This is a genomic window from Terrihabitans aquatilis, from assembly GCF_052542005.1.
This window is the reverse complement of record NZ_JBOCUO010000004.1, coordinates 43,878-69,714: the sequence shown is the minus strand read 5'-3', so window position 1 is coordinate 69,714 and position 25,837 is coordinate 43,878. Positions and strand designations below refer to the sequence as shown.

The window sequence follows — 25,837 nt, the reverse complement described above, 5'->3', positions numbered from 1 at the left end:
TCAGGCGTCCGCGTCGTCGGCCATGGCCTCAAGATGGCGGTGCAGCATCAGCCGCACCTCCTCGAACACGCCCTCGCGCAGGCCGGCCTCGGCATCCACGATGGAGCCGATGCGCATCAGCTGCGGGATGATGACGGCCATGCGCTCGGCCTTTTCGGGCGGCAGCGGGGGGCGGGCACGGGCGAACAGGCCCATGATCTGCGTGCGCCGCCGCAGCCGGACGGTGCGGCGCCAGCCCGCCTCTCCCGGCAGGTCGAGCAGGGCGCCGTATTCCGGGTGCTCGCCGAGGAAGGTGGCGAGCTGCGCGAACAGGCGCTCGGCGATGCCGGCGGGCGACAGCTGCGCGGCCTCCTCTTCCAAAGCATCGAGGCGGGCGCCGAGCTCGTCCGCGAGCGCCGTCAGCGTGGCGTGGGCCAGCGCCTCCTTGGTGGGGAAGAACAGATAGAGCGAGCCGATGGAGCCGCCGGCACGGGCCGCGATCTCCGTCATGGTGGTGGCCTCGAAGCCCTTTTCCACGAACAATTCGGCCGCTGCCTTCATCAGCGCGGCAACGCGGGCGCGGCCGCGTTTTCTCTGCGGCTCGCGCGGGGCGGGGAGCGCGGGATCCATGCGGCCGGGCCTAGCGCTCGATGACCAGCTCGACCCGGTCCGCGGCGAAGCGCGACTGGGTGGCCTGGATGCGGGTGCCCTCCATGTCGACATTGACGCTGCTGACCACGAGCAGCGTGCGGCCGGCGGGAATGGCGAGAAGGCGGGCCTCCTCCGGATCGGCGGCCCGGGCGGCGATGCGCGTCGACAGGCGGCGGTAATCGGTGAGGCCGTATTTCGTGTAGGCCTTCGTCAGCGAACCCTTGCGGGCGAAGATCTCCTCCAGCCCCATGAAGCGCGGCAGGGGCAGCCAGGTGCGCGACAGGGACATGGGCACGCCGTCGGCGCGGTTGATGCTGTGCATCTCCAGAACCGGGGTGCCCTGCTCGATGCCGAGGGCGTCGGCCACCTGGGCGTCGGCCTGGACGTGCTCGGCGTGCAGAAGCTCGCCCCGCGCCTCCTTGCCGGCTTTCGCCATGACCTCGGAAAAGCGCGTCTTACGGCCGATGGGATAGGGCAGGGGGCGCGGCTCGACGAACGTGCCCTTGCCCTGCGTGGAGCGGACGAGCCCGCGCTGGGCGAGATGGACGAGCGCGCGGCGCACCGTGTGGCGATTGACGCCGAATTGGGCCGCCAGCTGCATTTCCGGCGGGGTGCGATCTCCCGGAGCGAGTTGGCCGGACACGATCTCTGCCTCGATGGCGTCGGCGATCTGGCGCCAGGCCGCGAGGCCGGAGCCGCGGACGAGAGGGTCGGAAAGGAGGTCTGCGCTGGTCATGAAACTTTCACTGGCAGGTGTCGGTTCAGTTGTCTATATCATTAGACATCATCATCTGGTGGCTGCAATGACCGGCGAGTGTACGAAAGCTGGAGATTCCCGGCAAACGGCAATGGCGCTTTATGCCCAGGCGACTCGCGCCGAACTCGAAGAGGCCGTGACGGCGCTGGGCGCCGGTGCGGATGTCGAGGAGATCCGACCGCCGGAATTCGGTCTCGTGATGGTGCGCGGGCGCATCGGCGGCACGGGCGCACCGTTCAATGTGGGCGAAGTGAGCGTGACGCGCGCGGCGGTGCGGCTGCCGAGCGGCGAGATCGGCGTGTCCTATCTGATGGGCCGCGACCGGGCGCGGGCGCGTGCGGCCGCCGTGCTGGATGCGCTGTGGCAGACGCCGAGGCGGGCCGAACTGGAGGCGGCGTTCGCGCCGATCCGCAGCCGCGTCGACGCCGAGAAGGCGCGGCGACGGCGGCAGGTAGCGGCCACGAAGGTGGATTTCTTCACCATGGCGCGCGGGGAGGATTGAGCATGGCGCACGCTTTTGCCGATCCCGTGTTCGAGGCGCAGGCGGTGTTCCGCGCGGTGATGGCGGCTCTGGCTGAGCCGGGGACGCTGCAGGAACTGCCGGCGGAGGTGTCTCCGCCCGAGCCGCTGGCCGCCGAACTGGCGGCGTTGGCCCTGACGCTCGCCGACCACGAGACGCCGATCTGGCTGGACGCGACCCTGGCCGCGTCCGACGAGGTGGTGCGGTATCTGAAGTTCTACACCGGCGCGCCGATCGTGGCTGAGCCGGCGCGGGCGATGTTCGCGCTGGTGCAGGATGCGGCGCGCTGCCCCGCGCTCGCGGCTTTCGCGCCGGGCAATGCGCTTTATCCCGACCGGTCGACCACGCTGCTGATCGCGGTGGACCGGCTGGGCGAGGATGGCGGGCTCGTGCTGCGCGGGCCGGGCATTGCGGGCAGCGCGAATCTGCGGGCCGGGCCGCTGCCGCCGGATTTCGAACGGCAATGGCGGGACAATCACGCGCTGTTTCCCTGCGGCGTCGATGTGGTGCTAGCGGGGCCGGGGCAGGTGGTGGGCCTGCCTCGCTCCGTCCAGATCGGGGAGGTCTGAGCGATGTATGTCGCGGTGAAGGGCGGTGAGGCCGCCATCCGGAACGCCCACCGATTGCTGGACCATGAGCGGCGCGGCGATGTAGCGGTGCCGGAGCTCGAACCGGCGCAGATCCGCGAGCAGCTGACGCTGCTGGTGGACCGTGTGATGACCGAGGGCTCGCTCTACGATCCCGACCTTGCGGCGCTCGCTCTGAAGCAGGCGCGCGGCGACCTGATCGAGGCTATTTTCTTGGTGCGGGCGTTCCGCACCACGCTGCCGCGTTTCGGCGCGTCGGAGCCGGTGGACACCGGCGCGATGCACGCGGTGCGGCGGGTTTCGGCGATCTTCAAGGACATGCCGGGCGGGCAGGTGCTGGGGCCGACCTTCGACTACACGCACCGGCTGATCGATTTCGCGCTTGAGGCGAACGGCGAGCCGCCGCGCGCGCCGGAGGCCGAAGCCTCTGGCGAAGCGATGCCGCATGTGATGCCCATATTGGGCGCGGAAGGCCTGATGGAGGCTGTGCCGGAACCCGAGGACGGTGCCGACGTGTCCGACCTGACGCGTGAGCCGCTGGACTTCCCGGCGAAGCGGGATCTGCGCCTGCAGGCACTGGCGCGCGGCGATGAGGGCTTCGTGCTGGCGCTCGGCTATTCGACCCAGCGCGGTTTCGGACGCACCCATCCCTTCACCGGCGAGGTGCGGGTGGGTGAGGTCGAGATCGACTTCGTGCCCGAGGAACTGGGCTTCGCGGTGCCGCTCGGCGACATGACCGTGACCGAATGCGAGATGGTGATGCAGTTCACCGGCAGTGCGGCGGTGCCGCCGCAATTCACGCGCGGCTACGGCCTCGCCTTCGGGCGCGGCGAGCGCAAGGCGATGGCCATGGCTCTGGTGGACCGCGCGCTCAGGGCGCGCGAGCTGGGCGAGGAGACCGGCGCGCCGGCGCAGGACGAAGAATTCGTGCTGGCGCATTGCGACAATCTGCAGGCGACCGGCTTCGTCGAACATCTGAAGCTGCCGCATTACGTCGACTTCCAGGCGGAACTCGACCTCGTACGGACCATGCGGGCCGAATATGAGGCACGCCGCGCGGCGGTGCCGGAGGCTGCGGAATGAGCACCGAACCGAACACCGGGGCGACCGGCTACAATTTCGCCTATCTGGACGAGCAGACGAAGCGGATGATCCGGCGCGCCATCCTGAAGGCGATCGCGGTGCCGGGCTATCAGGTGCCGTTCGCCAGCCGCGAAATGCCCATGCCCTATGGCTGGGGCACGGGCGGGGTGCAGGTGACGGCCTCGATCCTTGGGCCCGACGACGTGCTGAAGGTGATCGACCAGGGGTCGGACGACACGACCAATGCGGTGTCGATCCGCGCCTTCTTCGCCAAGACCGCCAGCGTGCGCACCACAACGAAAACGGCCGAGGCCAGCGTAATCCAAACCCGCCACCGCGTGCCGGAGCGCGCGCTGAAGGCCGGGCAAATTCTGGTCTATCAGGTGCCGATCCCCGAACCGCTGCGCTTCCTGGAGCCGCGCGAGACCGAGACGCGCAAGCTGCACGCGTTGACCGAATACGGCCTAATGCATGTGAAGCTCTACGAGGACATTTCGCGCCACGGCCACATTGCCACGACCTATGCCTACCCGGTGGAGGTGGCGGGCCGCTATGTGATGGACCCCTCGCCGATCCCGAAATTCGACAATCCGAAGATGGACATGAGCCCGGCGCTGCAATTGTTCGGCGCCGGCCGCGAGAAGCGGATCTATGCCGTGCCGCCGCACACGAGGGTGCGAAGCCTCGATTTCGAAGACCATCCGTTCCGGGTGCAGACCTTCAAGGAGCCGTGTGCGCTGTGCGGTGCGGAGGGCGTCTACCTCGACGAGGTGGTGCTGGACGATCGCGGCGGGCGGATGTTCGTGTGCTCGGACACCGATTTCTGCGAGGAGCGCCGAGAGGCCGGGCATGTGGGCGCGCTGGGCGTGAACCCGCTGGCCGCCCCGGCTGAGGAGGTGCGGCCATGAGCGGGGCTCTTCTCTCGGCGCGAGGGCTGACGAAACGCTTCGGCAATCGCACGGCCTGCGATGGCATCTCGCTCGACCTGCACGAGGGCGAGGTGCTGGCGGTGGTCGGCGAATCCGGCTCCGGCAAATCGACCTTGCTCGGCCTGCTCGCCAACGAGGTCGAAGCGGATGCGGGCGGGGTGCACTACCGGATGCGCGACGGCGAGATGCGCGATCTCGCGACTCTGAGCGAGGCGGAGCGGCGGCTTCTGGCGCGCACCGATTGGGGCTTCATCCGGCAGGACGCCAATCAGGGCCTGCGGATGCCGGTCTCGGCGGGAGGCAATGTGGGCGAGCGGCTGATGGCGGTGGGCGCGCGCCATTACGGCAACATTCGCGGCACGGCCGGTGACTGGCTGGAGCGCGTCGAGATCGACCCGCAGCGCATCGACGACAGCCCGCACACCTTCTCGGGCGGGATGCGGCAGCGGCTGCAGATCGCCCGCAACCTTGTGACCGAACCGCGCCTCGTCTTCATGGACGAGCCGACGTCGGGCCTCGACGTCTCGGTGCAGGCGCGGCTGCTCGATTTGATCCGCGGCCTCGTCGCCGATCTCGGCCTCGCGGTGATCATCGTGACGCACGATCTGGCGGTGGCGCGGCTGCTCTCCCACCGCATCATGGTGATGCGCGGGGGCCGCGTGATCGAGACCGGGCTGACCGACCAGGTGCTGGACGATCCGCACGCCGCCTACACCCAGCTTCTCGTCTCCTCCGTTCTGGCGGCCTGACACATGCGCCCTCTCATTGTTCTCGAACACGTCTCCAAGACCTTCACCCTGCACCTTCAGGGCGGAATGCGGCTCGATGCGGTTCGTGATGTCAGCTTTGACGCCCGGCCTGGCGAATGCGTGGTGCTGGGCGGCCCCTCCGGTGCGGGCAAGTCCTCACTGCTGAAGATTGCCTACGGCAATTATCGCTGCGACGTGGGCCGCGTTCTGGTGCGCGACGGCGAGGAGATGGTCGATTTGGCGAACGCCGAACCGCGCCGTGTGCTGGCGCTGCGGCGGAGCGTGATCGGTTATGTCAGCCAGTTCCTGCGGGTGATCCCCCGTGTGGGGACGCGGGAGGTGGTTGCGGCCGCCGGGCGCGAGGGCGGGCTGTCGCGAGAGGCGGCGAATGAACGCGCGGCCGAACTGCTGGCGGCGCTGAACGTGCCCGAACGGCTGTGGAGCCTGCCGCCGGCGACCTTTTCCGGTGGCGAGCAGCAGCGCGTCAACATCGCACGCGGCCTGATCGCCGAGCGGCCAATTCTGCTGCTGGACGAGCCGACCGCCTCTCTCGACGCCGAGAACCGGGCAGTGGTTGTGCGGCTGATCGAGGAGAAGAAACGGGCCGGCACCGCCATCATCGGCATCTTCCACGACGAGGAGGTGCGCGGGCACGTGGCCGACCGTGTCGTGGACGTGACACGCACGGGCGCTAGAGCCGCGGCCTGAAAGGATCCGCAACCGACATGCATGAGAATCTGAGACTGATCGAAAACGCGGAACTCGTTCTGGCCGACCGGGTGGTGCGCGGCTGGGTGGCCGTGGAGAACGGCGCCATTCTGGAGCACGGCGAGGGGCGCGCGCCCGAGCGCGGGCTCGATCTCGGCGGCGATTATCTGATCCCCGGTCTGGTGGAATTGCACACCGACCATCTGGAAAGCCATTACGTGCCGCGCCCCAAGGTGCGGTGGAACCCGCTGGGCGCGGTGCTGGCCTATGACGCGCAGATCGCGGCGTCCGGCATCACCACCGTGTTCGATTCGCTGCGCGCTGGCTCCGATCTCGACGGCGGCGGGCTGGGGGCGGATCTGATGGATCTGGGCGACGCGCTGGACGAGGCGCGGACGTCGGGCCTGTTCCGCGCCGAGCATCTGACGCATCTGCGCTGCGAGGTGCCTTCGCCCGATCTGATGGAATCGATCGAGGAGTTTTCGGCGTGCCATCGCATCAGCCTGATGTCGCTGATGGACCACACGCCGGGGCAGCGGCAGTTCCGCGATATCGACAAGTACCTGATCTATTACATGGGGAAGACCGGCAAATCCCTGCAGGAATTCACCCATCAGATGGACCGCCGCATCGCCGAGAACGGCGAGCATTCGGCGCGTAACCGGCCGCGCGTGATCGCGTTCGCCCGGCAGCACAACGTGCCGCTGGCGAGCCATGACGACACCACGCTCGACGAGGTGGCGAATTCGGTGGAGGAGGGCGTATCGCTGGCCGAGTTCCCGACCACGCTGGAAGCGGCCCTGGCGCTGCGCGAAAACGGCATCGCGGTGATGATGGGCGCGCCCAACATCATCCGCGGCGGCTCGCATTCCGGCAATCTGGCGGCACTCGATCTGGCCGAGCATGACGGGCTGGACATCCTGTCGTCGGACTACGTGCCGGCCAGCCTGCTGATGGCGGCGTTCGCGCTGCGGAACCTGGCGGGCACCGACCTTTCCGCCGCCGTGCGGAAGGTGACGCGGGCGCCGGCGCTGGCGAGTGGGCTGAACGACCGCGGCGAGATCGCACCCGGGCTGCGGGCCGACCTCGTCCAGGTGACGATGGCCTCCGACATCCCCGTGGTGCGCCGTGTGTGGCGCGAAGGGGAGCGGGTGGTGTGAGCGATCCCGACCGGAGCGCGGGCGGCTTCATCCTCGTGGTGGGGCCGAGCGGCGCAGGCAAGGACAGCCTGATCGATCTTGCGCGCGAGGCTCTGGCGGGAGACGGGCGCTTCGTCTTTCCGCGCCGCATCGTGACCCGCCCGAGTTCCGAGGCGGAGGATCACGACACGCTGGGCGAGGCCGACTTCGCGGCGGCCGAGGCACGCGGTGCGTTCGCGCTGTGCTGGCGCGCCCACGGCCTGGCCTATGCCGTGCCGGGCGAGGCGCGACGGGCGGCGGGGGATGGGCGGATCGTGGTCTGCAACGTCTCGCGCCGGGTGGTGGAGCGGGCGCGCGTCGATCTGCCGAACGTCCTCGTGGTGGAAATCACCGCGCCTGTGGAGGTGCTGGCGGAGCGGCTGGCCCGGCGGGGGCGGGCCGAAGACGGCGATCTCGCCGAGCGGCTGGCCCGTTCGCGTGCCGTCCCGGTCGAGGCGGATGCGCGTGTGGTCAACGACCGCACGCTGGCCGAGGCGAGCCGCGCGTTCCTCGACATTCTCGTGCAGCATGCGAAGCGGCTGCCCATTCCTTCCTGATCTTTCGTTTCATGACGAGGTGCTTTCCATGACGTCCCCCTCCCAACCCGCAGACGGAACCGTGTTGTCGGTTGCTCGCAGCGGCGATCATCATTTCAGCAAGGAGCTGGAAACCAGCATCACCCTGCTGAAGGGACTGGGAGTGGAGGGCGATGCGCATCTCGGCGTGACGGTGCAGCACCTCTCGCGTGTGGGGCGCGACCCGACGCAGCCCAATCTGCGGCAGGTGCACTTGATCCATTCCGAGCTGTTCGAGGAGCTGGCCGGGCGGGGGTTTGACGTGAGGCCAGGCGATCTGGGCGAGAACGTGCTGACGCGCGGTGTGGACCTGCTGGGCCTGCCGGAAGGCACACGGCTCCACATCGGCGCGAGCGCCGTGGTGGAGGTGACCGGCCTGCGCAATCCGTGCGTCCAGATCGATGATTTCCAAAAGGGGCTGATGCACGCGCTGCTCGACCACGACGCGGACGGCAATCTGGTTCGCAAGAGCGGCGTGATGAGCGTGGTGCTGGAGGGCGGCGACATCGCGGCGGGCGATGCGATCCGCGTGGAGCTGCCGCCCGAGCCGCACCGCAAGCTCGACAAGGTGTGAGGGCGCCGGCTTTTTGTTGGCCTGTTATCGTCTCATGATGCAAGACCCCCCCGTGGGGAGGCGAAACGGGTTGCCGCCCAAGCCATTCGTCCCGCCGTGCTATGAGTCGCGGCCGGCGACACAAGGAGCATCCACATGGTGACCGAGAGGACGGCCTGCCGATCCGGGAGCGTTCGGGAATGCGTGGCTGATGCGGTGCCGCGACGGTCGGGAACGGCGGGTCTCGTCGGCGGGCCGGTGGCGCTGCTGGCACTGGCGCTGCTGGGCGCTTGCGGCCCCACCGAGGCGACCGGCGAGGCGAAAGGTGCGGGCGCCAAGACATGCCAGAGGGAAGCCGCCGCGGCGCTTGTGGGGCAGGCTGCCGGCAGCGATGCCGATATTCTCCGGCAAACCGGCGCCGCCATCGTCCGGCGGATCGCACCGGGCGATATGGTCACGCAGGACTTCCGCACCGATCGGGTAACGGTGACGGTGGATCCGGCGGGCCGCGTGACCGCCGCCTCCTGCGGATAGAGACCGCCCTTCGGTGAACGCGGCGGCTCCAGAGCAGGTCCGGAGGCTTGTCGCTTGAGCGTCTCTCAAGCGTTCTGCCGGATGATCGTGCGGAGGTCTTCGATCTGCCCGGTCGTCAGCGCCCGCTTCGGCAGGACCTAATAGTTGAAGTTCGAGATCGCGAAGGTGAAGACGTTGCGGTTCTCACGAAGGAAGACATAGTCCGTCCACGCCAGCCGAGACTGCGTATTGGGATGCACGACCGCATAGGATTTCTCATCCCATGAGACGGTGACCGGCTCGCGCAGGAACTTTTCCTGCCGGAACCGCTTTCGAATGGCGAGCGGGGCCAGCAGCAGCGGCACACCGAAAATGGTGCCGAGTATGACGGCCGCGAAAACGAACGCGATGGGTGCCGCGTCGTGCAGGCGCTCGGGCCATGTGTGCCGGTCGTCATAGGCGATCACGAACGTGAGCGCCGTTGCGACAGCCCAAAGGATGACGAGCTTCGCAATGGTCTTCGTCTGCCGATAATTGCTGAACGTGTGCAGGCGCACCCCCTGATTGAGGTCGCGTGGGATAAGGGTGAAGGTGGCTTCGCGCGTCATGGATCCCGTCATCTGCCGCGTAAGTAGCGCTGTGGTGTTGAAATTTCTGCCTGTCGTGGACAGTCTCCGCCAGGAAAAAGGAGTGGCGACACGCAATGGCCGTTGAAGACGTCACGATTGTCCATCGTCATACCGGCGCGGTCCTTTTCGCCGGAACGGTAGAAAGCGAGTTTCCTCTTCCTCAGGGAGCCAAGCTCGCGGAAGCCTATCATCAGGCCATGTCCGCAGACGCCGATCTGACCGGCGCCGACCTCAAAGGCATCATCTTCTCGGGACATTCCAGCTATCTGCACGTGCCCGGCGCGGACCTGACCGGCGCTCTTTTCCATCACTGCGATCTCGCAGGAAGCGCTGAGGGCGCCACGCTCGTCGGCGCGACGTTCTTCCATTCCCACGTTCGCAAATGCGATCTCAGCCATGCCGATCTGTCGGGCACGGGATGGGAGCATGCCCATGTCGAGCGCAGTTTCTTCAACCATGCGGATTTTACGGGGGCCTGCCTGCGCCATGCGTCGTTCAAACGCGCCGAGTTCAGCCCCGAGATTTTCGCAGGCGATTTGAGGGACGCGGATTTCTCCGAGGCAAAATTCCAGCCGAAGAGCCTAACGGGCGACTTCGAAGGAATGCTCCTCGATAGGGCCTGCTTCGCGCCGTTCTTCAAGGCCGAGTACTGGATGCATCTCACGCACAACCGCGGCCACGTTCCCGCGCTTCTGTCGGCCCTGCGAGATGGCGCGGTCCAGTTCGAGTTCGCCGGTGCGCGTTCTGCAAGTTTCTGGCGGACGCTGTGTGCTGCCAGAAACGAACGGCTCACCCGGCCGCCGTCCTGTGCCGAGGACAGGCAGGCCTGCGAGACATTGTTCGGTTTCCTGCAACCATCCGATCGGCCCGACAGCCCCACTCCGGGAGGGTTGGTTCTTCGTATGCTCATCGAATGGACGGAAGACTATATCAACCTCATCGCCGAGCCTGCGAAGGAAAGGGGCGAGGGTCCGCACTGGTAAGGTTATACGATGCGCAAGGGCTGCATTGCTGCGTGGGCAGCAGCATCGCCATGCATCGAGCCAGCTTTTCTCGAGTCCTGATCCGATCTTTTATCGATCCCGGCACGGCGCGCCTCTGGGCGACCGCCGCTGTCTTTATATTGGACGTGAAGGAATACGAGATGACGACCGTCAACGACAGATTGGCATGGCGCTACGCGACAAAGCGATATGATGCGGGGAAGAAGGTTTCCGAGGAGGTTCTCGACCGCATCGTCGAAGCGGTGCGGCTCGCGCCGACCTCAAGCGGGCTTCAGCCGTTCGAGCTGATCGTCGTGACCAATGCCGATATCCGCGCCAGGATACGCGCGGCGGCCTGGGATCAGGCGCAGATCACCGATTGCTCGCATCTCCTGGTGTTCGCCGCATGGGACGACATCACGGCCGACCGCGTCAACATGATGTTCGATCTCACCAACCAAGTCAGAGGTTTTGAGAACGAAGGCTGGGAAGCCTATCGGCGGCGGTTGCTCGGCATTGTTTCCGAGCGCGGGACCGAGGCCAATTTCCAGGCGGCTGCACGGCAGGCCTATATCGGTCTTGGAGCGGCCCTGATCGCGGCCGCTTTCGAAGAGGTGGATTCGACGCCCATGGAAGGTTTCGAGCCGGCGAAGGTCGATGACATCCTCGATCTCGGAGCCCGGAACCTGCGCAGCGTGGTTCTGCTGCCGCTCGGCTACCGCGCCTTGGAAGGCGATTGGCTCGTCGATCTGAAGAAGGTCAGGCGCGAGCGCGACAATTTCGTCACCCGGATCGATTGAGCCGGCGTTCCCGCGACGTGGGTGGGCGATGTCGCCGAGGTGCGGTGCCGTGGCGACGGCACCCGCCTTTGCCACGCAACCATTGTGTAGATCTCTGTATCTCTTGAGGTTACCTGCTTCGCAGAGTAGTTATGAATCATTTCCAGATTCGCCTCGGCCGCCTGAAGGAGACCGGTGGAAATCACCCTCGATATTCATCGCTCTTCTATCCAGTCGACTGCCGGGCGGTTTCACCGCTCTTTTCAGTGCGTGTTGCTGGCGCGTTGACGGCAGCTTGCCGGAAGATGCGCTTACCTTCAAATTCGACGAGGAGGAGGGGCAATATTAGCCCTGATCCGGTCTCAATCTCTCTGGATTTTCTCGATGAAGAATAGAATCGCAGCCATGGGTGTGCTGCCATTTCTGCTGACGGCCTGCGGCGGCCCGGACGAGATCGTCTCGGATCTGCCGTCGCCCAACGGGGCCTATCATGTGGAGGTGCGCAAATGCCCGCAGAAGGGCGCGCCCCTCGAACGCACCGAGATCACGCAGGTCTCAGTGCTCGAAGCCGGCAAATCGGAACCGTGCCATTCGGCGGTGGATGCCCTGATGCAGTTCGATGGCTACGCCCATGACGGCCAGCTTGATCTGGAATGGACGTCGGACACGGAGCTGAGGGTCTGGCACCCGGCCTTCAACCCCGATTACGGCCCGAATCAGAAGACGGCTCGGCAGGATTCGCCGGTGAAGGTGAGCTTCGCCCCGAAGTCGTGAACCATGACCCGGTTCGGTGGCACGAAGGGCTGAGCGGCACCCCGCCTGGCTATCTCTCCAACGCGCAGAGGCCCGTGCAGTCCTGACTCGCGAAGGCGGCTTTGAGCGTCAGCGCCTTGTCACGCTCGGCCTCCGACAGGCTGGGAAGGGCCGCGTCGATCTGTGCCATCATCGCCGCGCGGTCCGCGAGCGAGATGGCCTTCGTCAGGGGGCCGGAACTGCCGTTGAGCGCGTCCAGCAGGAGAATGCGGTTCTCGGAGCGCAAGCCCGGCGAGCGCAGCATGAGGGTGAAGCCCGAGACCTGTTCCATGATGCCGAGGCGTACCCGGCGCAGACCTTCCCGACGCGACCCGTTCATCTGGGCAGGCGGCAGCGTGGCAACGAAATCGCTGGTCGCTTCCAGTTGGACCGCGAAGACCTTCGTCATGTAGGCCGCGGCGCGCGTGATCTCATCCTGATATTCAGCTGAGTTGGCGGCCGTATCGGGGGCAATATCGCTTTTCGGGCTGAACAGGAGATAGGTCTTGAAAACGGCACCGGCCTTTTCGGCGATTGTGAAGAGCGCCGGCATATCCGAAGCAAGATAAGGCGGCGAACCGAGGGTGGCCTCCACGTTCCAAAGCCTGGCGAGAACCTGCGCATGCGCCGGGTTCGACCAGCGCGGCAAATCCCCCTGCTCACGTGTCTGGCGCACGAGGGCGTCGAGAGCCTCAAAGGCCGACGCGGCTTCCTGCTGATGGGCGGATGAAATTTCGGCCCGGGCGGATGAGGGTGAGGCACCAAGCCAGACGGCCAGCAGCAGAAGAGCCAGATATTTCAAGAATTTCCCTCCTCGAACCATGACGCCGGGACGCCCTCATTTCGCGTCGGCAATGACCCGGGGTGCCGATGAATGCAAGGGCCTTTTCGCTGCCTGCATGATTGGCCGAATGCGGCGGTGATCGTTCGGTGCGCACAATTGGTGTGGGATTTGCGGGCCGCGAAGTGCTGCCACCTTGATCTCTCTCAAAGACCGGTTTCCAGCAGGTTCGTACCTTGCGTCGTGCCCGGAGCTTTTCGGCGCAACGGAGATACCGCTCATGAAGCCGCTCGAACTCGGACTGCTGTTCGTCGTGATGGCCGCGCCTGCGATGGCTGCCGGCAACCATGCGGGAGGGCATGGGGAGAAGCTGGCCGTGGGAGAGCCGGGGATGGTCTCGGAGGTTTCAAGAAACGTGCAGGTGGTGATGTCGGAAACCGATGACGGCCGGATGATCTTCACGCCGGACAATTTCCGTTTCGACGCGGGGGCATACCGCCCGCTTCACCATCAGGAACGACGGCCAGATCGACCATGAATTCGTGCTCGATGATGAGCTCAACATCCTGGCCCACAAGGCGGTCATGGAAGACAATCCCGACCTTGCGCACCACGATGCCAATGCCGTTCGCCTCTCGCCGGGTCAGGCCGGCGAGATCGTCTGGACGTTCGCCAATGAGGGTGCTTTCAAGATCGCGTGCCTCCTGCCGGGGCATTACGATGCCGGCATGCATGGCGATGTCCTCGTGTCCCGCAATTAGCGGGACTTTCGTCGACGCCGTCTTCCTGAGGATACAGCCCGGTGTTCTTCCAGAAAATTCGCCTGACCCGCCATGAGCAGCGCTGTGCCAGGGAGTTCGAGGGGGAAAGCCCGGCCCCGCCATGGGACCACCTTTATGAGGTCCTTCCCTTCGAGCTCATGGAGATGGCCGAGCGCGGGGAGCCCAAAGCCGCTTACGTCATGGGGGATCGGCTCGACCAGGGCATGGACGGGTTGGCGCCGAGCCTCGAAAAGGCGCTGATCTATTACCGCCTCGGCGAGCAGCAGGGCGACGCGGACGCGCTGAACAATCTCGGCTCAATGCATTTTCAGGGCGACGGCCTGCCGAAAGACCTCGACATCGCGCGCCGCTATTTCGAGCGGGCGGTCGAAGGTGGATGCGCCGCCGCGATGAACAATCTCGGGCGCATGTATCTCAAGGGGCAGGGCGGCCTGCCGGTCGATGTGGGCCGAGGGCTTGCTTTGCTGGAACGCGGTGCACGGCTGTACGACATCAACGCCGCTCTGAAGATGCAGAACATCTACCATGAAGGCCAACATGGTCAGCGCCGGGATGTGTTCCGGCGCATCTACTGGCTGTGGCACGCTATCTATAACGGCAGCGGCCGGGCGTGCGCCCTCATCGGCGATTATCTGCTGGAAGGCGAGCTCGTGCGGCATCAGGGACATCGTGCGCGCGCGCTCTACGAGCGGGGCATGATCCTCGGCGACAGCTATGCCATCCTTCAGCTCGGCATCGATTATCTGACCGCGACGGGCGGCCCGCAGGATCAGGAGAAGGCGCTGCACTTCCTGACCATGGCGGAGCAGCGGGGAGAAGCCTCCGCCGCCCGGTACATCGCCATGGTTCGCAGGAGCCAGGCGGAATAGGGGCCAAGGGCAGGCGCGGCCTTCGAAAGCCTGAAGAGCCGACAGCCTAGATGAAGCGGCGGCGGATGCCCTGGCTGAGGATGTCGAGCGCCGAGACCGCGATGATGACCATGATGAGGATCGCGCCGGCCTGCTCGTATTGGAACGAGCGCATCACCTCGTTGAACGTCATGCCGATGCCGCCGCCGCCCACGATGCCGATGACGGTGGCCGAGCGGACATTGGATTCGAAACGATAGAGCGTGAACGAGATCCACAGCGGCAGCACCTGCGGGATGACGCCGAAGACGATCTCCTGCAGCTTGGTGGCGCCGGTGCCGCGAATGCCCTCGACGGGACCGTGGTCGATGGCCTCGACCGCCTCGGAGAACAATTTGGCGATGATGCCGGTGGTGTGCAGGAAAAGGGCGAGCACGCCGGCAAACGGGCCGAGGCCGACCGCGGCGATGAAGATGAGGGCGAACACCAGTTCGTTGATGGCGCGCAGCGCGTCCATCACGCGGCGGACCGGAAAGGCGATCCAGGCCGGGGCGATGTTGTCGGCCGAGAGGAGCGCGAAGGGAACGCCCAGGATGACGGCGAGGAGGGTGCCCCACAGCGCGATGGCGACCGTCTCCAGCAGGCCCTTCATGTAGAAATCGAGATCGGTGAAATCCGGACGCAGGAAATCGCGGCCGAGATCGGCCATGTTGCCGGCGTCGCGCCAGAGCTGGACGGGATTCATCTCGGCGCTGTTCCACGCCCAGACGAGGACGGCGACCGCGATGCCGAGGCCGAGCGTGCGCAGCGCGATGGCGAGAGCGGAACGCGGTGCCGGCAAGGCTGGGTTCGGGGCATTCATGTGAGCCAGGGTCATCGTCTCGTGTCCGGAAACCGAAAAGGGAGGGGCCGCCCGGGCCCCTCCCGCGCCAGGGCGCTGGCTCACATGTTCGGCGCTTCGGCCATCAGCTTGTTGAGCTCTTCGAGCTGGCCGTCGATCTCGGCGATCTTGGCCTTCTTATCGTCGGCCGAGAGCTTCTCGTCGTTCTGCAGCTTGCTCTTCGACTTGAAGAGCTCGAGCTGGCGGATCGGGTAGAGCTGGGCGTTCGAGGAGGCCACGAACGGACCCCAGCCATCGGACGTGCCCTTCAGGATTTCACGCGTGCGCTTGACCTCTTCCGGGGTGCCGAGGCGGCCATAGCCAAGGAAGAAGGAGTGGATCTTCGCCTTCAGCTCCTGCGGGAGATCGGCGCGCCACACCAGCGGATCGGAGGGGATGAGCGGCGAACGCCACACTTCCTTGAGCTTGGCGCGCTCTTCCGGACGGACCTTTTCGAGGCGGTCCATGCTCTCGGTGTTGTTGGTGGCGAAGTCGACCTGCTTGTTGGCGGCGGCGAGCGCGTTGCTCTCATGATTGCCGGTGACGACGCGCTTGTAGCAGGCGTTCGGATCGACGTTGTTCAGGGCGAACACGTAATAGCTGGGAACGAGGTTGCCCGAGGTGGAGTTGACGTCGCCATTGCCGAAGTTGAAGCCCTTCGAGCAATCGAGCACGTCCTTCAGCTCGTTGAGGTCGTCGCGGTCCTTGTTGGTGAGGATCAGCGAATAATAGCCCTTGGTGCCGTCGGGCTTGGTGGTCTGGGCGAAGACTTCGCCGTTGGAGCGGTCGACGGCTTCCATGGCGGCCTTGTTGCCGTACCAGGCCAGATCGACCTTCTTGAAGCGCATGCCCTCGATCACGCCGGCATAATCCTGCGCGAAATAGGCCTTCACCGGGATGCCGACGGCCTTTTCCAGATCCTTCAGCATGGGCTCGAAGCTCTTGGAGAGCGCGGCCGAGGATTCGGTCGAGATGATGCCGAAATTGAGCTGCTTGATTTCCTGCGCGCCGGCGGCGCCAGTCATCATCAGGGCAGCAAGGCCGCCCAGCACGAACGTCTTCATGTCAATCTCCGTCGTTGTCTGTCAGGACGCGCGGGCGATCACTTCGGCCGTGCGTGTACGCTGGACATCGAGGTTGCCCCCCTCAAGGTCCTCCGTCGGGCCGATCTGGCCCGGCAGGATCAGTTCCTCGGCGCTGGCGCCGTAGAGCTCGGTCAGGAATTCGGGCGTGAGTTTCGCGGCGGGGCCGTCGAACACGACGCGGCCGGCGCGCATGGCGACCACCCGGTCGAAATAGGCGCGCGCGTAATCGACCTGATGCAGCGACACGAGAAGGGTGATGCCCTTCTTGCGATTGAGGCCGGCCAAGATGTCCATCACGCGCTTGGCGGATTTCGGGTCGAGCGAGGCGATGGGCTCGTCGGCGACGATGATGCCGGCCTGCTGGACGAGGGCGCGGGCGATGGCCACGCGCTGCTGCTGGCCGCCGGACAATTGCTCGGCGCGCTTGCGGCGGTGATCGGCGACGCCGACCTCGGCCAGCGCGGCATGGGCGTTCTCGCGATCCTCGCGGGAGAACAGGCCGAGCAGGCCCCGCAGCGCCGAATTGCGGCCGAGCGCGCCGACGAGGACGTTGGTCTCGACGGTGAGGCGGTTGACCAGATTGAACTTCTGGAAGATGAGCCCGATGTGGCGGCGCACGGCGCGGACGTTCGGGGCGAGCTTGCCGTTGGCCTGGACGAGCTGGCCCATGACATGGACGTCGCCCGGCTCGCGATCGGCCGTGAGCAGGCCCGAGGCGATGCGGATCAGGGTCGACTTGCCGGAGCCGGAAGCGCCGATCAGCGCGACCCTCTCGCCCGGTGCGATGCTGAGCGTGACGCCATCCACCGCGGTGACGGCCCCGTAGCTTTTCGAGATGTTTCGCAGGCTGATCGCGGCGGACATGGATCGGTTCCGTGATTTTCGGAAGCCCTAGTGTCGCCCGATGACGTGCGCATGACGCTTGGAGCCGATGCCGGAACGGGTAAGGTGGCGCCCGAGACGTGGGCAGCGCGTTGTGTACGGAGTGGGGCATTGAACGGCACGGTGGAACGGAGATGGGACTGGCTGGTGCTGCCGGGCCTGTTCATCGCGGCGTTTCTCGCGCTCGAATGGCTGAGCTTCATGCACGAGCACAAGGGCGTGCCCATCACGCCGTGGAACCCCGGCATCGGGCTGGCTTTCGCGGTGCTGCTGGCGCGCGGTCCGCGCTTCGGTTTCGTGGTGTTTCTGGGCGTGGTGGCGGCGGAATGCCTGGTGCTGCAGACGCGGCTGTCATGGCCGCTGATCTTCGGCATCGCCACCATCATCGCGGGCACTTACGCGGCGATGGCCGTGGTGGCGCGGCGCTTCGGGCCGCTCGACCTCGCCGCCTTGCAGGACCTCCTGGTCGTGCTGGGAGCGGGGCTTTTCGGCGCGGTGCTGGTGATGCTGCTGCTGCCGGCGTTCCTGTTGCTCGACGTGGAATTCGAATGGGCCGATGTGTGGATCGCGATCATGCCGCTTCTTCTGGGCGACATGATCGGCATCGCCGTGATGACGCCGCTGGTGCTGCGCCTGATGGGGCGGCAGGGGCCGCGGATTTCGACGGTTCTGCGCGAGCCTGAAGTGCTGCTTCATGCCGGATTTGTGATCACGGCCCTCGCCATCATCGCGACCATCGGCGTCGATCAGGGCGCGCGGTTCTTCTACATCCTGTTCGTGCCGGTGATCCTGTCGGGCGTGCGATTCGGCATCGACGGGGCGTGCCTGGCGCTGGCGCTGACGCAGTTCGCGCTGGTGGGTTTGTTGCGGGCGAATGGCTCGGACGCCGAGGCCTTCACCGAATTCCAGACCCTGATGTTCGTGCTGAGCACGACGGGGCTGATCGTGGGCTCGGTCGTCAGCGAGCGGCAGAACGCGACCGCGCGTGCCCGGGCGGCGGAGGGGCGGTTGCGGGAAATGGAGGCCGAAGCCGCGCAGGCCGATCGCTTTCACCTCGTCAGCGGCATGGCCTCGGCGCTGGCGCACGAGATCAACCAACCGATGACGGCGGTGCGGGCCCTGGTGCGCTCGGTGCAGCACATATTGCGCGCCGAGGAGCCCGATATCGCGCGCGCGCAATCTAATCTCGGCAATGTTGTGGCCCAGATCGACCATGCCGGCGGCGTGCTGCGGCGCATGCGCGACTTCCTGCGGCGCGGGCAGCCGCATCGCAGCAATGTGGAGATCCGCTCCATGCTGGAGGATGCGCTGAAGCTGGTGGAGGCCGAGGCGCGCGACCATCGCATCCGCATTACGCTCCGGATCGGGCCCGGCCTGCCCAATGTGCGCGCCGACCGGGTGCAATTGCAGCAGGTGGTTCTGAACCTCGTGCGCAACGCGATCGACGCCATTGCCGGCGACGAGCGGGAGCAGGGGCGCGTGGGGGTGGCAGCGACGTTCCACGAGAACCCGGCGCGCATCGAGATCGCAGTGTCGGACGACGGGCCGGGGGTGGGCGAGGATTTCGCCGAACGCGCGTTCGAGCCCCTGATGACGTCGAAGCAGAGCGGGCTGGGGCTGGGGCTTCCGATCTGCGTGTCCATCGTGGAATCGCATGGCGGACGGGTGTGGCTGCAGAAGGCCCAGCCGGGTGCGACGGAATTCCGCTTCTCCCTTCCCCTCAACCGAGGCTAAGCTTGGAACATGTCCAGTTCCACCATCTTCGTGATCGACGACCAGGAGGCCGTGCGCTCGGCCCTGGCTGAAATGCTCAGCGTGTTCGGCTTTCGCGTGGAAACCCACGAATCGGGGCCGGCCTTTCTCGAGGCCTATGATTCCGCCCGGCGCGGCTGCGTGGTGGCCGATGTGCGCATGCCGGAGATGGACGGCATCGAGCTGGTGCGCGAATGCACGCGGCGCGGCATCGGCCTGCCCATCATCCTGATGTCGGGCCATGCCGACGTGCCGATGGCCGTGGAAGGCATCAAGGCCGGCGCCGAGGACTTCATCGAAAAGCCCGTCGACGACGTGCAATTGGTGGCGTCCATCAATCGCGGCCTCGAACGGGCCATGGCGCGGCAGGACGCCGACCGCTCGCAGGAGAAACTGGCGACCCAGTTCGCCCGCCTGACGAAGCGGCAGGAGGAGATCTTCGATCTGGTGGCCGCCGGCTTCACCAGCCAGGCCATCGCCGCGAAGCTCGACATTTCGTCCCGCACCGTCGAGAGCTATCGCGCCGTCATCATGGAGAAGATGCAGGCCGAAAGCGTGGCCGTGCTGGTGCGGCAGGCCGTGCGGCTGGGGCGCATCGTCCCGTAGTTTTGCGGGTGTGTTTACACGAATACCCGAACGGGCACTTTCACCGTAGCTTCCCCATCAGCAGATGGTTGGGCGTGCTGTATCCCGTGGCCTGAAAGGCTCCGGAAACGGGCGCTCCGCCATCCGATCTGGGGAGGATAGCCCTTGGCACACCCGCCGGGCGGCCGCTGGCCGCTTTCTCTACGCTCGACGCCCGTGGGCGGCCCCGGTGGCGCCGGGTTGATGGTCGTGGGTGCGGTGATGGTGTTCGGCCTGATCCTGTCCGCAGTGCCGGCGCCTCTGGTGCTGCCGGTGTTCGCGGCCCTGGCTTTCCTGATCGGTTGCGGCGTGGCGCTGTTCGCCCTCTACAGGGGCGCTCGCCAGCAAAATGGCCGCGTCACCTGTTGGGATGTGGCCAGTACCTGTGTATTTGTCGGATTCGCGGCGGGTGTCCTCAGCGACCCCGGTGATGTGGTGCAGTACCTGTCCATGCCGTCCGCGCGGTAGGGACATCATCAGGACCAGGCCGGGCCCCGCTGGCAGCCTTCACGGGCTGTGATGTCGGACTGGAAATTCTCAAACAGAACGCTGGCACGCAGCCATCGGACGCGCCTCCGCGAGGGGCGCTGAGAACAACCAGGACGATCTACGCCCGGACGTTTGTTCGCTGGCTGCGTGCCCGCATTCCCTCTCAAGAAGACGGAGATGTGGGCTAATGGCTGAATTCTTTACCGGAGAGGCGATGGCCGCCCTCCTACAGGTCATCATGATCGACCTGGTTCTGGCGGGCGACAACGCGGTCGTGATCGGACTGGCCGCGGCGGGGCTTCCCAAGGAACAGCGCACCAAGGTCATCCTGGTGGGTATCGGCGCGGCGACGGTGCTGCGCATCATCTTCGCATTGCTGACGACGCAGCTTCTGGCGATCGTGGGGCTTCTCCTCGCCGGCGGCGTGCTGCTGCTGTGGGTGAGCTGGAAGATGTGGCGCGAGCTGCGCACGCCGCACGCCCACGAGCAGGAAGCCGCCGAGGTGGTGGATGACGCCACCTACGATGCCGACGGCAAGCCGGCGGCCGGGCGTGGGGCACCGACCAAGACGTTCAAGCAGGCCGCCATCCAGATCATCGTGGCGGATGTGTCGATGTCGCTCGACAACGTGCTGGCAGTGGCCGGCGCCGCGCGCGAACACCCCAACGTGCTGATCTTCGGCCTTATCCTGTCGATCGCGCTGATGGGCCTTGCGGCTTCCTTCATCGCCAATCTGCTGCAGCGTCATCGCTGGATCGCCTATGTCGGTCTCGCGGTCATTCTGTACGTGGCGCTCGACATGATCTGGCGCGGCTATCAGGAAGTGGCGCCGTATCTGTCCGGCGCGGCGGCGACCTGATCGGATTTACAGGTGCAATGAGCGGCGGCGCGCTTCCGAAAGGAGGCGCGCCGTTGGCGTTTTAGAGGGCGCTGCTACAAAACCGGAATCACGAGCGCTGAAAGTGCCTGATGGCCAAGGCGCTCGACCGGACCGGGAACGAAGACACGATGAAGATGGACCTGGAACGTTTCATTGAAAGGCGGGCCGCTGTGAGCGTGCCGAGGATGCGCCTGCCCATCGCGGTGATGGTCTGCACGCTGATGAGCATGACGGGGATCGCCTCGGCCTACACGACGGACGAACTGTTCTCGACGCGGACGGAGGAGGGGCCCGGCTATATTCGCCAGAGCTTCGACCTCGGCGCGCCGGAACTCGCCTTCACCGCCATCGTGGCCGATGGGGTGGATGTGCGGGTTTTGAAGCAGCCCGGAGACGACGGCCTCGTCGCCCGTATTTTCTCGCCGGAGACCGACAAGCCGCTCGCAATCGAGATCTATCGGATCGAGTTTCCGTCCTTCGCACAGGCGATCACGGCCGGGCATGGCTTCCTGGCCCAGCAGGGATTCGACCGCATCCTGCGGGACGAGGTGAAGAGCAACCACGCTTTTGCGCTTCTGTCGGCGGCCGAGGAGCGGGGCGAGGGCGCTTATGGGAAGATGGCGCGCGCGGCAGTGATCTCGCGCGGGAATGTCGTTCTGATCGCCGTCTCCATTTTCGATTATGCGGATTACCCGAGACACGAGCCGGTGCTGGCGCGCTTTTTCGGCGGTCTGCGCATGTCGGCGCGGGTCGATCTCGCGGCGCGGCTCAAGACGGTGAGCGTGATGGAGGGATCCGTTTTCCTGGTGCCGGGCGAATGGTCGGTCGAGAAAACGGGGAAGGCGGCGGAGGCGAACGCGGCAGACTACTCTCTGGAGCTGACGGACGATGAATACCCCAATATTTCGTGCCAGATCCGGCCAGGGACGATTGCGGAGGGGCGCGCGCTCGGCGTTCAGATGGCCAAGGAGTTCAGCGCCTCGATCACGGCCAGTCCGAAGGCCCGCCTCGACGCCGCGCCGGAACTGAAGACGTACAACGCGCCCTCCGGAGATATCGTCGGCTATTCCTTCGCGCAGGCCTGGACGGCGACGGAATATGCACTGCCGATGGTGGCGCAGTTCAACGTGCAGCTGAACTCTAACAGGACGCTGGGGATTTGCGGCGTGAACGCGTTCGACGGCCAGCGCACGGCCGGGCAAGATTCAGAAAGCGCCGACATCATCTACCGTAATTGGGTGGTGGGCCTGTCGGCGTTCGCGCTGGCGCGATTGTCGCTGCGGGACGGGGTGGATGCCGTCCGCGCCGATCTCGATGTCTCCGGGCTCGGGCATTGAGGCCTTGATCGGTTACAGGCCCAGCGCCCGGTCGATCTCGGAATCGGCGATGTCGCCGCGAGGGACGAGACGGGGCGGCTGAGGGCCCTCGACGAGCCAGAGCGGTTTCCCCTTGAGCCAGTCCAAGGTGTCGCAGGGCAAATTGTCGCCGGAGTCCAGCTGCACCGGTCCGGACCGGCAGGAGAAGGCGCGATGATCGGCATCCGACATCAGCAGATTGCCGAAGAACCCGATCGAGAACGCCGCGATCATCCAGCGTGCGGCCATGGGCATCCCGGCGCGGGCGGCCCATTTGAAGAGGATGCCGCCGAGGAGCGCGCAGAACAGAAGTGTCATCAGGTCCAGCAGGAGAAACGGGAACCCGAACACCACTGGCAGCAGGAGGAAGGCGGACACGCCGATGGCCGCGACGATGATGCGCTGATCCATGCCGCGGATGCGGCCCGGCAGGGTTCTCGGGTCGAGAACTTCCCAGGAATGGCCGGAAGTGAATTGATAGGCCAGAAGCAGTGAGAACAGCCCGAATCGCACATCGGGCCAGGTGGAGAACACCAGCCAGAGCGCCTGCGGATCGCGGACGAGCGCCGACAGATGCGGCAGCCGGACGAGGAAGGCGAACTGGGCTCCGACCAGCATGAGCCCTGCCGCCGTGACGAGGACGGCGAGATAGACCGGCCATGATCCGACCCGGCCCGATCGGCTCGTGCTGTGCTGGCGTTCGATGTCGGTCTGCATCGCCTATCCGGTCCGAAAATGAAAAAGGCGCCGAGACATGCCCCGGCGCCCTTCGCAGACCGGCGTTACTTCATGTTGGCTTCGAAGATCGTGTCGAACTCGCCCGTTGCCTTGGTCAGGTGGAGCCATTGGTCGACATAGGCCTTGAAGACGGTGTCGCCGCGCGGCAGGAGGAAGCCCATCTCGCCGTATTGCAGAGGCTGGTCCGGGTTTACGGCGCACAGGCCCTTGTGCAGCTTTTCCTGAAGCTTCACCTCGACGGATTCGGCGACCATCACGTCGGCGCGGCCTTCGAGGATTTCCTTGAAGATGACCCGGTTGTCGGGGAACAGCTGGATTTCGGCGTTGGCGAGATTGGCGCGGGCGAATTTCTCGTTTGTGCCGCCGGGATTGACCACGACGCGGGTGTTCGGCTGGTTGATGGCGTCGGCGGTCTGGTATTTCGCGACGTCGTCGCAGCGCACGATGGGCGCCTTGCCGTTGACGAGATACATGTCGCTGAAGAAGGCGTTGCGCTGGCGCGGCAGCGTGACGGAGATGCCGCTCATGGCGATGTCGCACTTGGCCTTGAAGTCGGCCATGAGGTCCGACCATTTCGTCTGGATGAAGACGGCTTCGGCGTCGAGCGTCTTGGCCAGCGAGCGGCCGAGATCGATGTCGATGCCGACGAAATCGTTGGCGCCGTCGGGACGATAGGAGAAGGGGCGGTAATCGCCCGTGGTGCAGATGTTGAGCGTCTTGCGCGCGGCGATGTCGTCGAGCCGCGAGGGGCTTTCCGCCGCGAAGGCGGGCGCCGAGGCGATTGCCGAGAGCGCGCACAAAGTGATTCCCATCGTCCGGAACATCGCCGTCATTTCCCTCGCCCTCTCGTGCCTATTCTTTGCGCGCGGCAGCGTAGTGAACCGATGGTTCGGGTCAATACGCGTTTGCACGCCAGCCTCATGGTTTGTCAGGGCGCAGTGGCGGCATCCAGCATGGTGAGGCGGACCTTGCCGATGCTGCGCTTTTCCAGCGACAGCACCTCGTAGCGCAGGCCCTCGGCCTCCAGCACCTCGCCCTCCTTCGGCAGATGGCCGAGCTGGGTGAGGATGTAGCCCGCCAGAGTGGAATAGCGGTTGGCGTCATCGACCAGATCGCGGTCGATGGTGCCGCTGAGCTGGCGGATGTCGATGAAGCCATCGATCAGCCACGAGCCGTCTTCCTGGCGCTCCACCGCCGCCGCCTCCTCGTTCATGTCCGGGAATTCGCCGGCGATGGCTTCGAGGACGTCGGTGGGGGTGGCGATGCCCTCCAGGGAGCCGTGCTCGTCGACCACCATGGCCATCTGCACGGGCGAACGGCGCAATTGCTCCATCAGCTTCAGCACATCGGTGCTTTCATGGACGACGACGGGCTGTCGGGCAACGCGCGCCCAGTCGATGGGCCTGCCGTCGAGCATGGCGTCGAACAATTCCCGGGTGACGGCGACGCCAACGAAATCATCGACATTGTCGCGCGCGAGGATGACCCGGCTGTGCGTAAGTTGCCGGATGGCGGCATTCAGCTGTTCCGGGCTGTCGTTGAGATCGAGCCATTCGAGCTCGTTGCTCGGCGACATGATGGAGCTGACGGGGCGCTCGCCGAGATCGAGGACGCCTCGGATCATCTCCTTTTCCTGGGGCTTGAACACATCGCTTTGGGCGATCTGCTCCGCGGTGGAATCCACGCCGTCGCCCGAAGGCTGCTCGCCGATCTGCCCGCCGAGCATCCGAAGCACGGCTTCGGACGTCCGCTCGCGCAGATCGCCGGTGGTGAAGCGCTTCTCGCGATTGTGCCGCCCGAACTGGTTGGCCGCCTCGATGAGGACCGAGAAGCCGATGGCGGCGTAGAGATAGCCCTTGGGAATGTGGAAGCCGAAGCCTTCCACCACCAGGCTGAAGCCGATCATCAGGAGGAAGCCGAGGCAGAGGATGACGACTGTGGGGTGCTTCGAGACGAAGGCCATCAGCGGCCTGGACGCCGCGATCATCACCGCCATTGCCACGCAGACCGCGGTGATCATGACCCACAGATTGTTGACCATGCCGACAGCCGTGATGACGCTGTCGAGCGAGAAGACGGCGTCGAGCACGACGATCTGGACGATGACCTGCCAGAAGACCGCGTGGACGACCTTGCCTTCCTTGGGCTTGTGCGCGCCCTCCAGCCGCTCGTGCAGCTCCATCGTGCCTTTGGCCAGAAGGAACACGCCGCCGAGGATCAGGATGAGATCGCGTCCCGAGAAGGAGAAGGTGGCGAGTGTGAACAACGGCTGCGTCAGCGTCACGATCCAGGAGATCGAGAACAGAAGCGCAATGCGCATCACCAGAGCGAGCGACAGGCCGATGATGCGCGCCCGGTTCCGCTGATGGGGCGGCAGCTTGTCGGCGAGAATGGCGATGAAGACGAGGTTGTCGATGCCGAGAACGACTTCGAGAACGATGAGGGTTACGAGGCCGATCCAGATATTCGGATCTGCGAGGAACTCCATGACTAAACCTTCTGTCGCTGGCAGGAGAACGCAAAAAGCCCCGGACCTGCGATCCGAGGAGGCATCTTTTTCAAGGAAGATGGAACGGGAAGCGGAGGCTGGCCGCGCAATGCGCAAGCCAGCCTCATTCGGTATCGACTACCGTCTGTACTATCGCCTTCGTCGGGCATGCGACGTGGAGGATCCCGTTGAAACAGGGCCGAGGAGATAACACAGTCGGGCCGGACGGAAAAGCGGGGGAGCCCGGGAGAGGGGCCTGCGAGGGCGGGGCTGGCGCTTGCGTTTCGC

General features: G+C 65.7%; 29 protein-coding genes and 1 pseudogene. 20 read left to right on the top strand and 10 right to left on the bottom strand.

What is annotated here, in order from left to right:
- Positions 1-609 carry a TetR/AcrR family transcriptional regulator gene (locus tag ACQ6S1_RS15325; RefSeq protein ID WP_445042111.1) on the bottom strand — a complete coding sequence of 203 codons (609 nt, stop codon included), beginning with the start codon at positions 607-609 and terminating at the stop codon, positions 1-3.
- Positions 610-619: 10 nt separating this feature from the next.
- Positions 620-1,366 (bottom strand): phosphonate metabolism transcriptional regulator PhnF, encoded by a 747-nt coding sequence (gene phnF, locus ACQ6S1_RS15320; protein WP_445042110.1) that lies wholly within the window; start codon positions 1,364-1,366, stop codon positions 620-622.
- Positions 1,367-1,433: 67 nt separating this feature from the next.
- Here phnF and phnG point away from each other — a divergent pair, with 67 nt between their 5' ends.
- From phnG to ACQ6S1_RS15270, 10 genes are all read left to right on the top strand, one after another.
- On the top strand, positions 1,434-1,889 hold the full coding sequence (gene phnG / locus ACQ6S1_RS15315) for a phosphonate C-P lyase system protein PhnG (protein WP_445042109.1): 456 nt from the start codon (positions 1,434-1,436) through the stop codon (positions 1,887-1,889).
- Between the two features lie 2 nt (positions 1,890-1,891).
- Positions 1,892-2,476, top strand: a complete 585-nt coding sequence (gene phnH, locus ACQ6S1_RS15310) for a phosphonate C-P lyase system protein PhnH (RefSeq protein WP_445042108.1) — start codon at positions 1,892-1,894, stop codon at positions 2,474-2,476.
- Between the two features lie 3 nt (positions 2,477-2,479).
- Positions 2,480-3,577: a carbon-phosphorus lyase complex subunit gene (locus ACQ6S1_RS15305; RefSeq protein ID WP_445042107.1), complete on the top strand. Its 1,098-nt coding sequence runs from the start codon at positions 2,480-2,482 to the stop codon at positions 3,575-3,577.
- Entirely contained in the window at positions 3,574-4,485 is a 912-nt protein-coding gene (locus ACQ6S1_RS15300) for an alpha-D-ribose 1-methylphosphonate 5-phosphate C-P-lyase PhnJ (RefSeq protein WP_445042106.1), read from the top strand. Before ACQ6S1_RS15305 ends, ACQ6S1_RS15300 begins: the two co-directional genes overlap by 4 nt.
- The gene (gene phnK / locus ACQ6S1_RS15295; RefSeq protein WP_445042105.1) at positions 4,482-5,255 is read left to right on the top strand and encodes a phosphonate C-P lyase system protein PhnK; all 774 of its coding nucleotides are present in this window, start codon (positions 4,482-4,484) and stop codon (positions 5,253-5,255) included. The genes ACQ6S1_RS15300 and phnK overlap by 4 nt, the downstream gene beginning before the upstream one ends.
- A gap of 3 nt (positions 5,256-5,258) precedes the next feature.
- Positions 5,259-5,963 (top strand): phosphonate C-P lyase system protein PhnL, encoded by a 705-nt coding sequence (gene phnL, locus ACQ6S1_RS15290; RefSeq protein WP_445042104.1) that lies wholly within the window; start codon positions 5,259-5,261, stop codon positions 5,961-5,963.
- 17 nt (positions 5,964-5,980) lie between these two features.
- The gene (locus tag ACQ6S1_RS15285; protein ID WP_445042103.1) at positions 5,981-7,123 is read left to right on the top strand and encodes an alpha-D-ribose 1-methylphosphonate 5-triphosphate diphosphatase; all 1,143 of its coding nucleotides are present in this window, start codon (positions 5,981-5,983) and stop codon (positions 7,121-7,123) included.
- Positions 7,120-7,698, top strand: a complete 579-nt coding sequence (gene phnN / locus ACQ6S1_RS15280) for a phosphonate metabolism protein/1,5-bisphosphokinase (PRPP-forming) PhnN (protein ID WP_445042102.1) — start codon at positions 7,120-7,122, stop codon at positions 7,696-7,698. The genes ACQ6S1_RS15285 and phnN overlap by 4 nt, the downstream gene beginning before the upstream one ends.
- Before the next feature lie 28 nt (positions 7,699-7,726).
- Entirely contained in the window at positions 7,727-8,290 is a 564-nt protein-coding gene (locus ACQ6S1_RS15275) for an MOSC domain-containing protein (RefSeq protein WP_445042101.1), read from the top strand.
- Positions 8,291-8,425: 135 nt separating this feature from the next.
- Positions 8,426-8,803, top strand: coding sequence for an I78 family peptidase inhibitor (locus tag ACQ6S1_RS15270; protein ID WP_445042100.1), 378 nt, complete (start codon positions 8,426-8,428; stop codon positions 8,801-8,803).
- Positions 8,804-8,940: 137 nt separating this feature from the next.
- Here ACQ6S1_RS15270 and ACQ6S1_RS15265 read toward each other — a convergent pair whose 3' ends face one another.
- The gene (locus ACQ6S1_RS15265) at positions 8,941-9,390 is read right to left on the bottom strand and encodes a hypothetical protein (protein WP_445042099.1); all 450 of its coding nucleotides are present in this window, start codon (positions 9,388-9,390) and stop codon (positions 8,941-8,943) included.
- Between the two features lie 95 nt (positions 9,391-9,485).
- Here ACQ6S1_RS15265 and ACQ6S1_RS15260 point away from each other — a divergent pair, with 95 nt between their 5' ends.
- The 3 genes from ACQ6S1_RS15260 to ACQ6S1_RS15250 all read left to right on the top strand — a co-directional run bounded on the left by ACQ6S1_RS15260 (position 9,486) and on the right by ACQ6S1_RS15250 (position 11,947).
- Positions 9,486-10,394 carry a pentapeptide repeat-containing protein gene (locus ACQ6S1_RS15260; protein ID WP_445042098.1) on the top strand — a complete coding sequence of 303 codons (909 nt, stop codon included), beginning with the start codon at positions 9,486-9,488 and terminating at the stop codon, positions 10,392-10,394.
- A gap of 161 nt (positions 10,395-10,555) precedes the next feature.
- Positions 10,556-11,194 carry a nitroreductase family protein gene (locus tag ACQ6S1_RS15255; RefSeq protein ID WP_445042097.1) on the top strand — a complete coding sequence of 213 codons (639 nt, stop codon included), beginning with the start codon at positions 10,556-10,558 and terminating at the stop codon, positions 11,192-11,194.
- Between the two features lie 363 nt (positions 11,195-11,557).
- Positions 11,558-11,947, top strand: a complete 390-nt coding sequence (locus ACQ6S1_RS15250) for a hypothetical protein (protein WP_445042096.1) — start codon at positions 11,558-11,560, stop codon at positions 11,945-11,947.
- Between the two features lie 49 nt (positions 11,948-11,996).
- Here ACQ6S1_RS15250 and ACQ6S1_RS15245 read toward each other — a convergent pair whose 3' ends face one another.
- Positions 11,997-12,767: a hypothetical protein gene (locus tag ACQ6S1_RS15245; RefSeq protein WP_445042095.1), complete on the bottom strand. Its 771-nt coding sequence runs from the start codon at positions 12,765-12,767 to the stop codon at positions 11,997-11,999.
- Positions 12,768-13,026: 259 nt separating this feature from the next.
- Between ACQ6S1_RS15245 and ACQ6S1_RS15240 the strand changes: the two are divergent.
- Both ACQ6S1_RS15240 and ACQ6S1_RS15235 read left to right on the top strand, forming a co-directional pair.
- Positions 13,027-13,507: pseudogene (locus tag ACQ6S1_RS15240) on the top strand (cupredoxin domain-containing protein).
- Between the two features lie 41 nt (positions 13,508-13,548).
- Positions 13,549-14,397 carry a tetratricopeptide repeat protein gene (locus tag ACQ6S1_RS15235; RefSeq protein WP_445042094.1) on the top strand — a complete coding sequence of 283 codons (849 nt, stop codon included), beginning with the start codon at positions 13,549-13,551 and terminating at the stop codon, positions 14,395-14,397.
- A gap of 46 nt (positions 14,398-14,443) precedes the next feature.
- Here the strand turns inward: ACQ6S1_RS15235 and phnE are convergent, their stop codons facing one another.
- The 3 genes from phnE to phnC form a co-directional block, all read right to left on the bottom strand.
- A complete protein-coding gene (gene phnE, locus ACQ6S1_RS15230; RefSeq protein WP_445042093.1) occupies positions 14,444-15,253 on the bottom strand; it encodes a phosphonate ABC transporter, permease protein PhnE in 810 nt (269 codons plus the stop codon).
- 65 nt (positions 15,254-15,318) lie between these two features.
- Positions 15,319-16,320, bottom strand: coding sequence for a phosphonate ABC transporter substrate-binding protein (phnD, locus tag ACQ6S1_RS15225; protein WP_445042092.1), 1,002 nt, complete (start codon positions 16,318-16,320; stop codon positions 15,319-15,321).
- Between the two features lie 21 nt (positions 16,321-16,341).
- Entirely contained in the window at positions 16,342-17,205 is an 864-nt protein-coding gene (gene phnC, locus ACQ6S1_RS15220) for a phosphonate ABC transporter ATP-binding protein (RefSeq protein ID WP_445042091.1), read from the bottom strand.
- 30 nt (positions 17,206-17,235) lie between these two features.
- Between phnC and ACQ6S1_RS15215 the strand changes: the two genes are divergently transcribed.
- From ACQ6S1_RS15215 to ACQ6S1_RS15195, 5 genes are all read left to right on the top strand, one after another.
- Positions 17,236-18,957, top strand: a complete 1,722-nt coding sequence (locus ACQ6S1_RS15215; RefSeq protein WP_445042090.1) for an ATP-binding protein — start codon at positions 17,236-17,238, stop codon at positions 18,955-18,957.
- 9 nt (positions 18,958-18,966) lie between these two features.
- Entirely contained in the window at positions 18,967-19,581 is a 615-nt protein-coding gene (locus ACQ6S1_RS15210) for a response regulator transcription factor (RefSeq protein WP_445042089.1), read from the top strand.
- Positions 19,582-19,803: 222 nt separating this feature from the next.
- Complete coding sequence (locus ACQ6S1_RS15205; RefSeq protein ID WP_445042088.1) at positions 19,804-20,067, top strand: hypothetical protein; 264 nt, start codon at positions 19,804-19,806, stop codon at positions 20,065-20,067.
- Positions 20,068-20,275: 208 nt separating this feature from the next.
- Positions 20,276-20,947, top strand: coding sequence for a TerC family protein (locus ACQ6S1_RS15200; RefSeq protein ID WP_445042087.1), 672 nt, complete (start codon positions 20,276-20,278; stop codon positions 20,945-20,947).
- 110 nt (positions 20,948-21,057) lie between these two features.
- Complete coding sequence (locus tag ACQ6S1_RS15195; RefSeq protein ID WP_445042086.1) at positions 21,058-22,305, top strand: hypothetical protein; 1,248 nt, start codon at positions 21,058-21,060, stop codon at positions 22,303-22,305.
- A 12-nt stretch (positions 22,306-22,317) separates the two neighbouring features.
- On the opposite strand, the gene ACQ6S1_RS15190 is transcribed toward ACQ6S1_RS15195, so the two are convergent.
- The 3 genes from ACQ6S1_RS15190 to ACQ6S1_RS15180 all read right to left on the bottom strand — a co-directional run bounded on the left by ACQ6S1_RS15190 (position 22,318) and on the right by ACQ6S1_RS15180 (position 25,549).
- Positions 22,318-23,040, bottom strand: coding sequence for a hypothetical protein (locus tag ACQ6S1_RS15190; RefSeq protein ID WP_445042085.1), 723 nt, complete (start codon positions 23,038-23,040; stop codon positions 22,318-22,320).
- A gap of 65 nt (positions 23,041-23,105) precedes the next feature.
- Entirely contained in the window at positions 23,106-23,894 is a 789-nt protein-coding gene (locus ACQ6S1_RS15185) for a transporter substrate-binding domain-containing protein (RefSeq protein WP_445042084.1), read from the bottom strand.
- Positions 23,895-23,989: 95 nt separating this feature from the next.
- On the bottom strand, positions 23,990-25,549 hold the full coding sequence (locus ACQ6S1_RS15180; protein ID WP_445042083.1) for a TerC family protein: 1,560 nt from the start codon (positions 25,547-25,549) through the stop codon (positions 23,990-23,992).
- Positions 25,550-25,837: the final 288 nt, after the last annotated feature.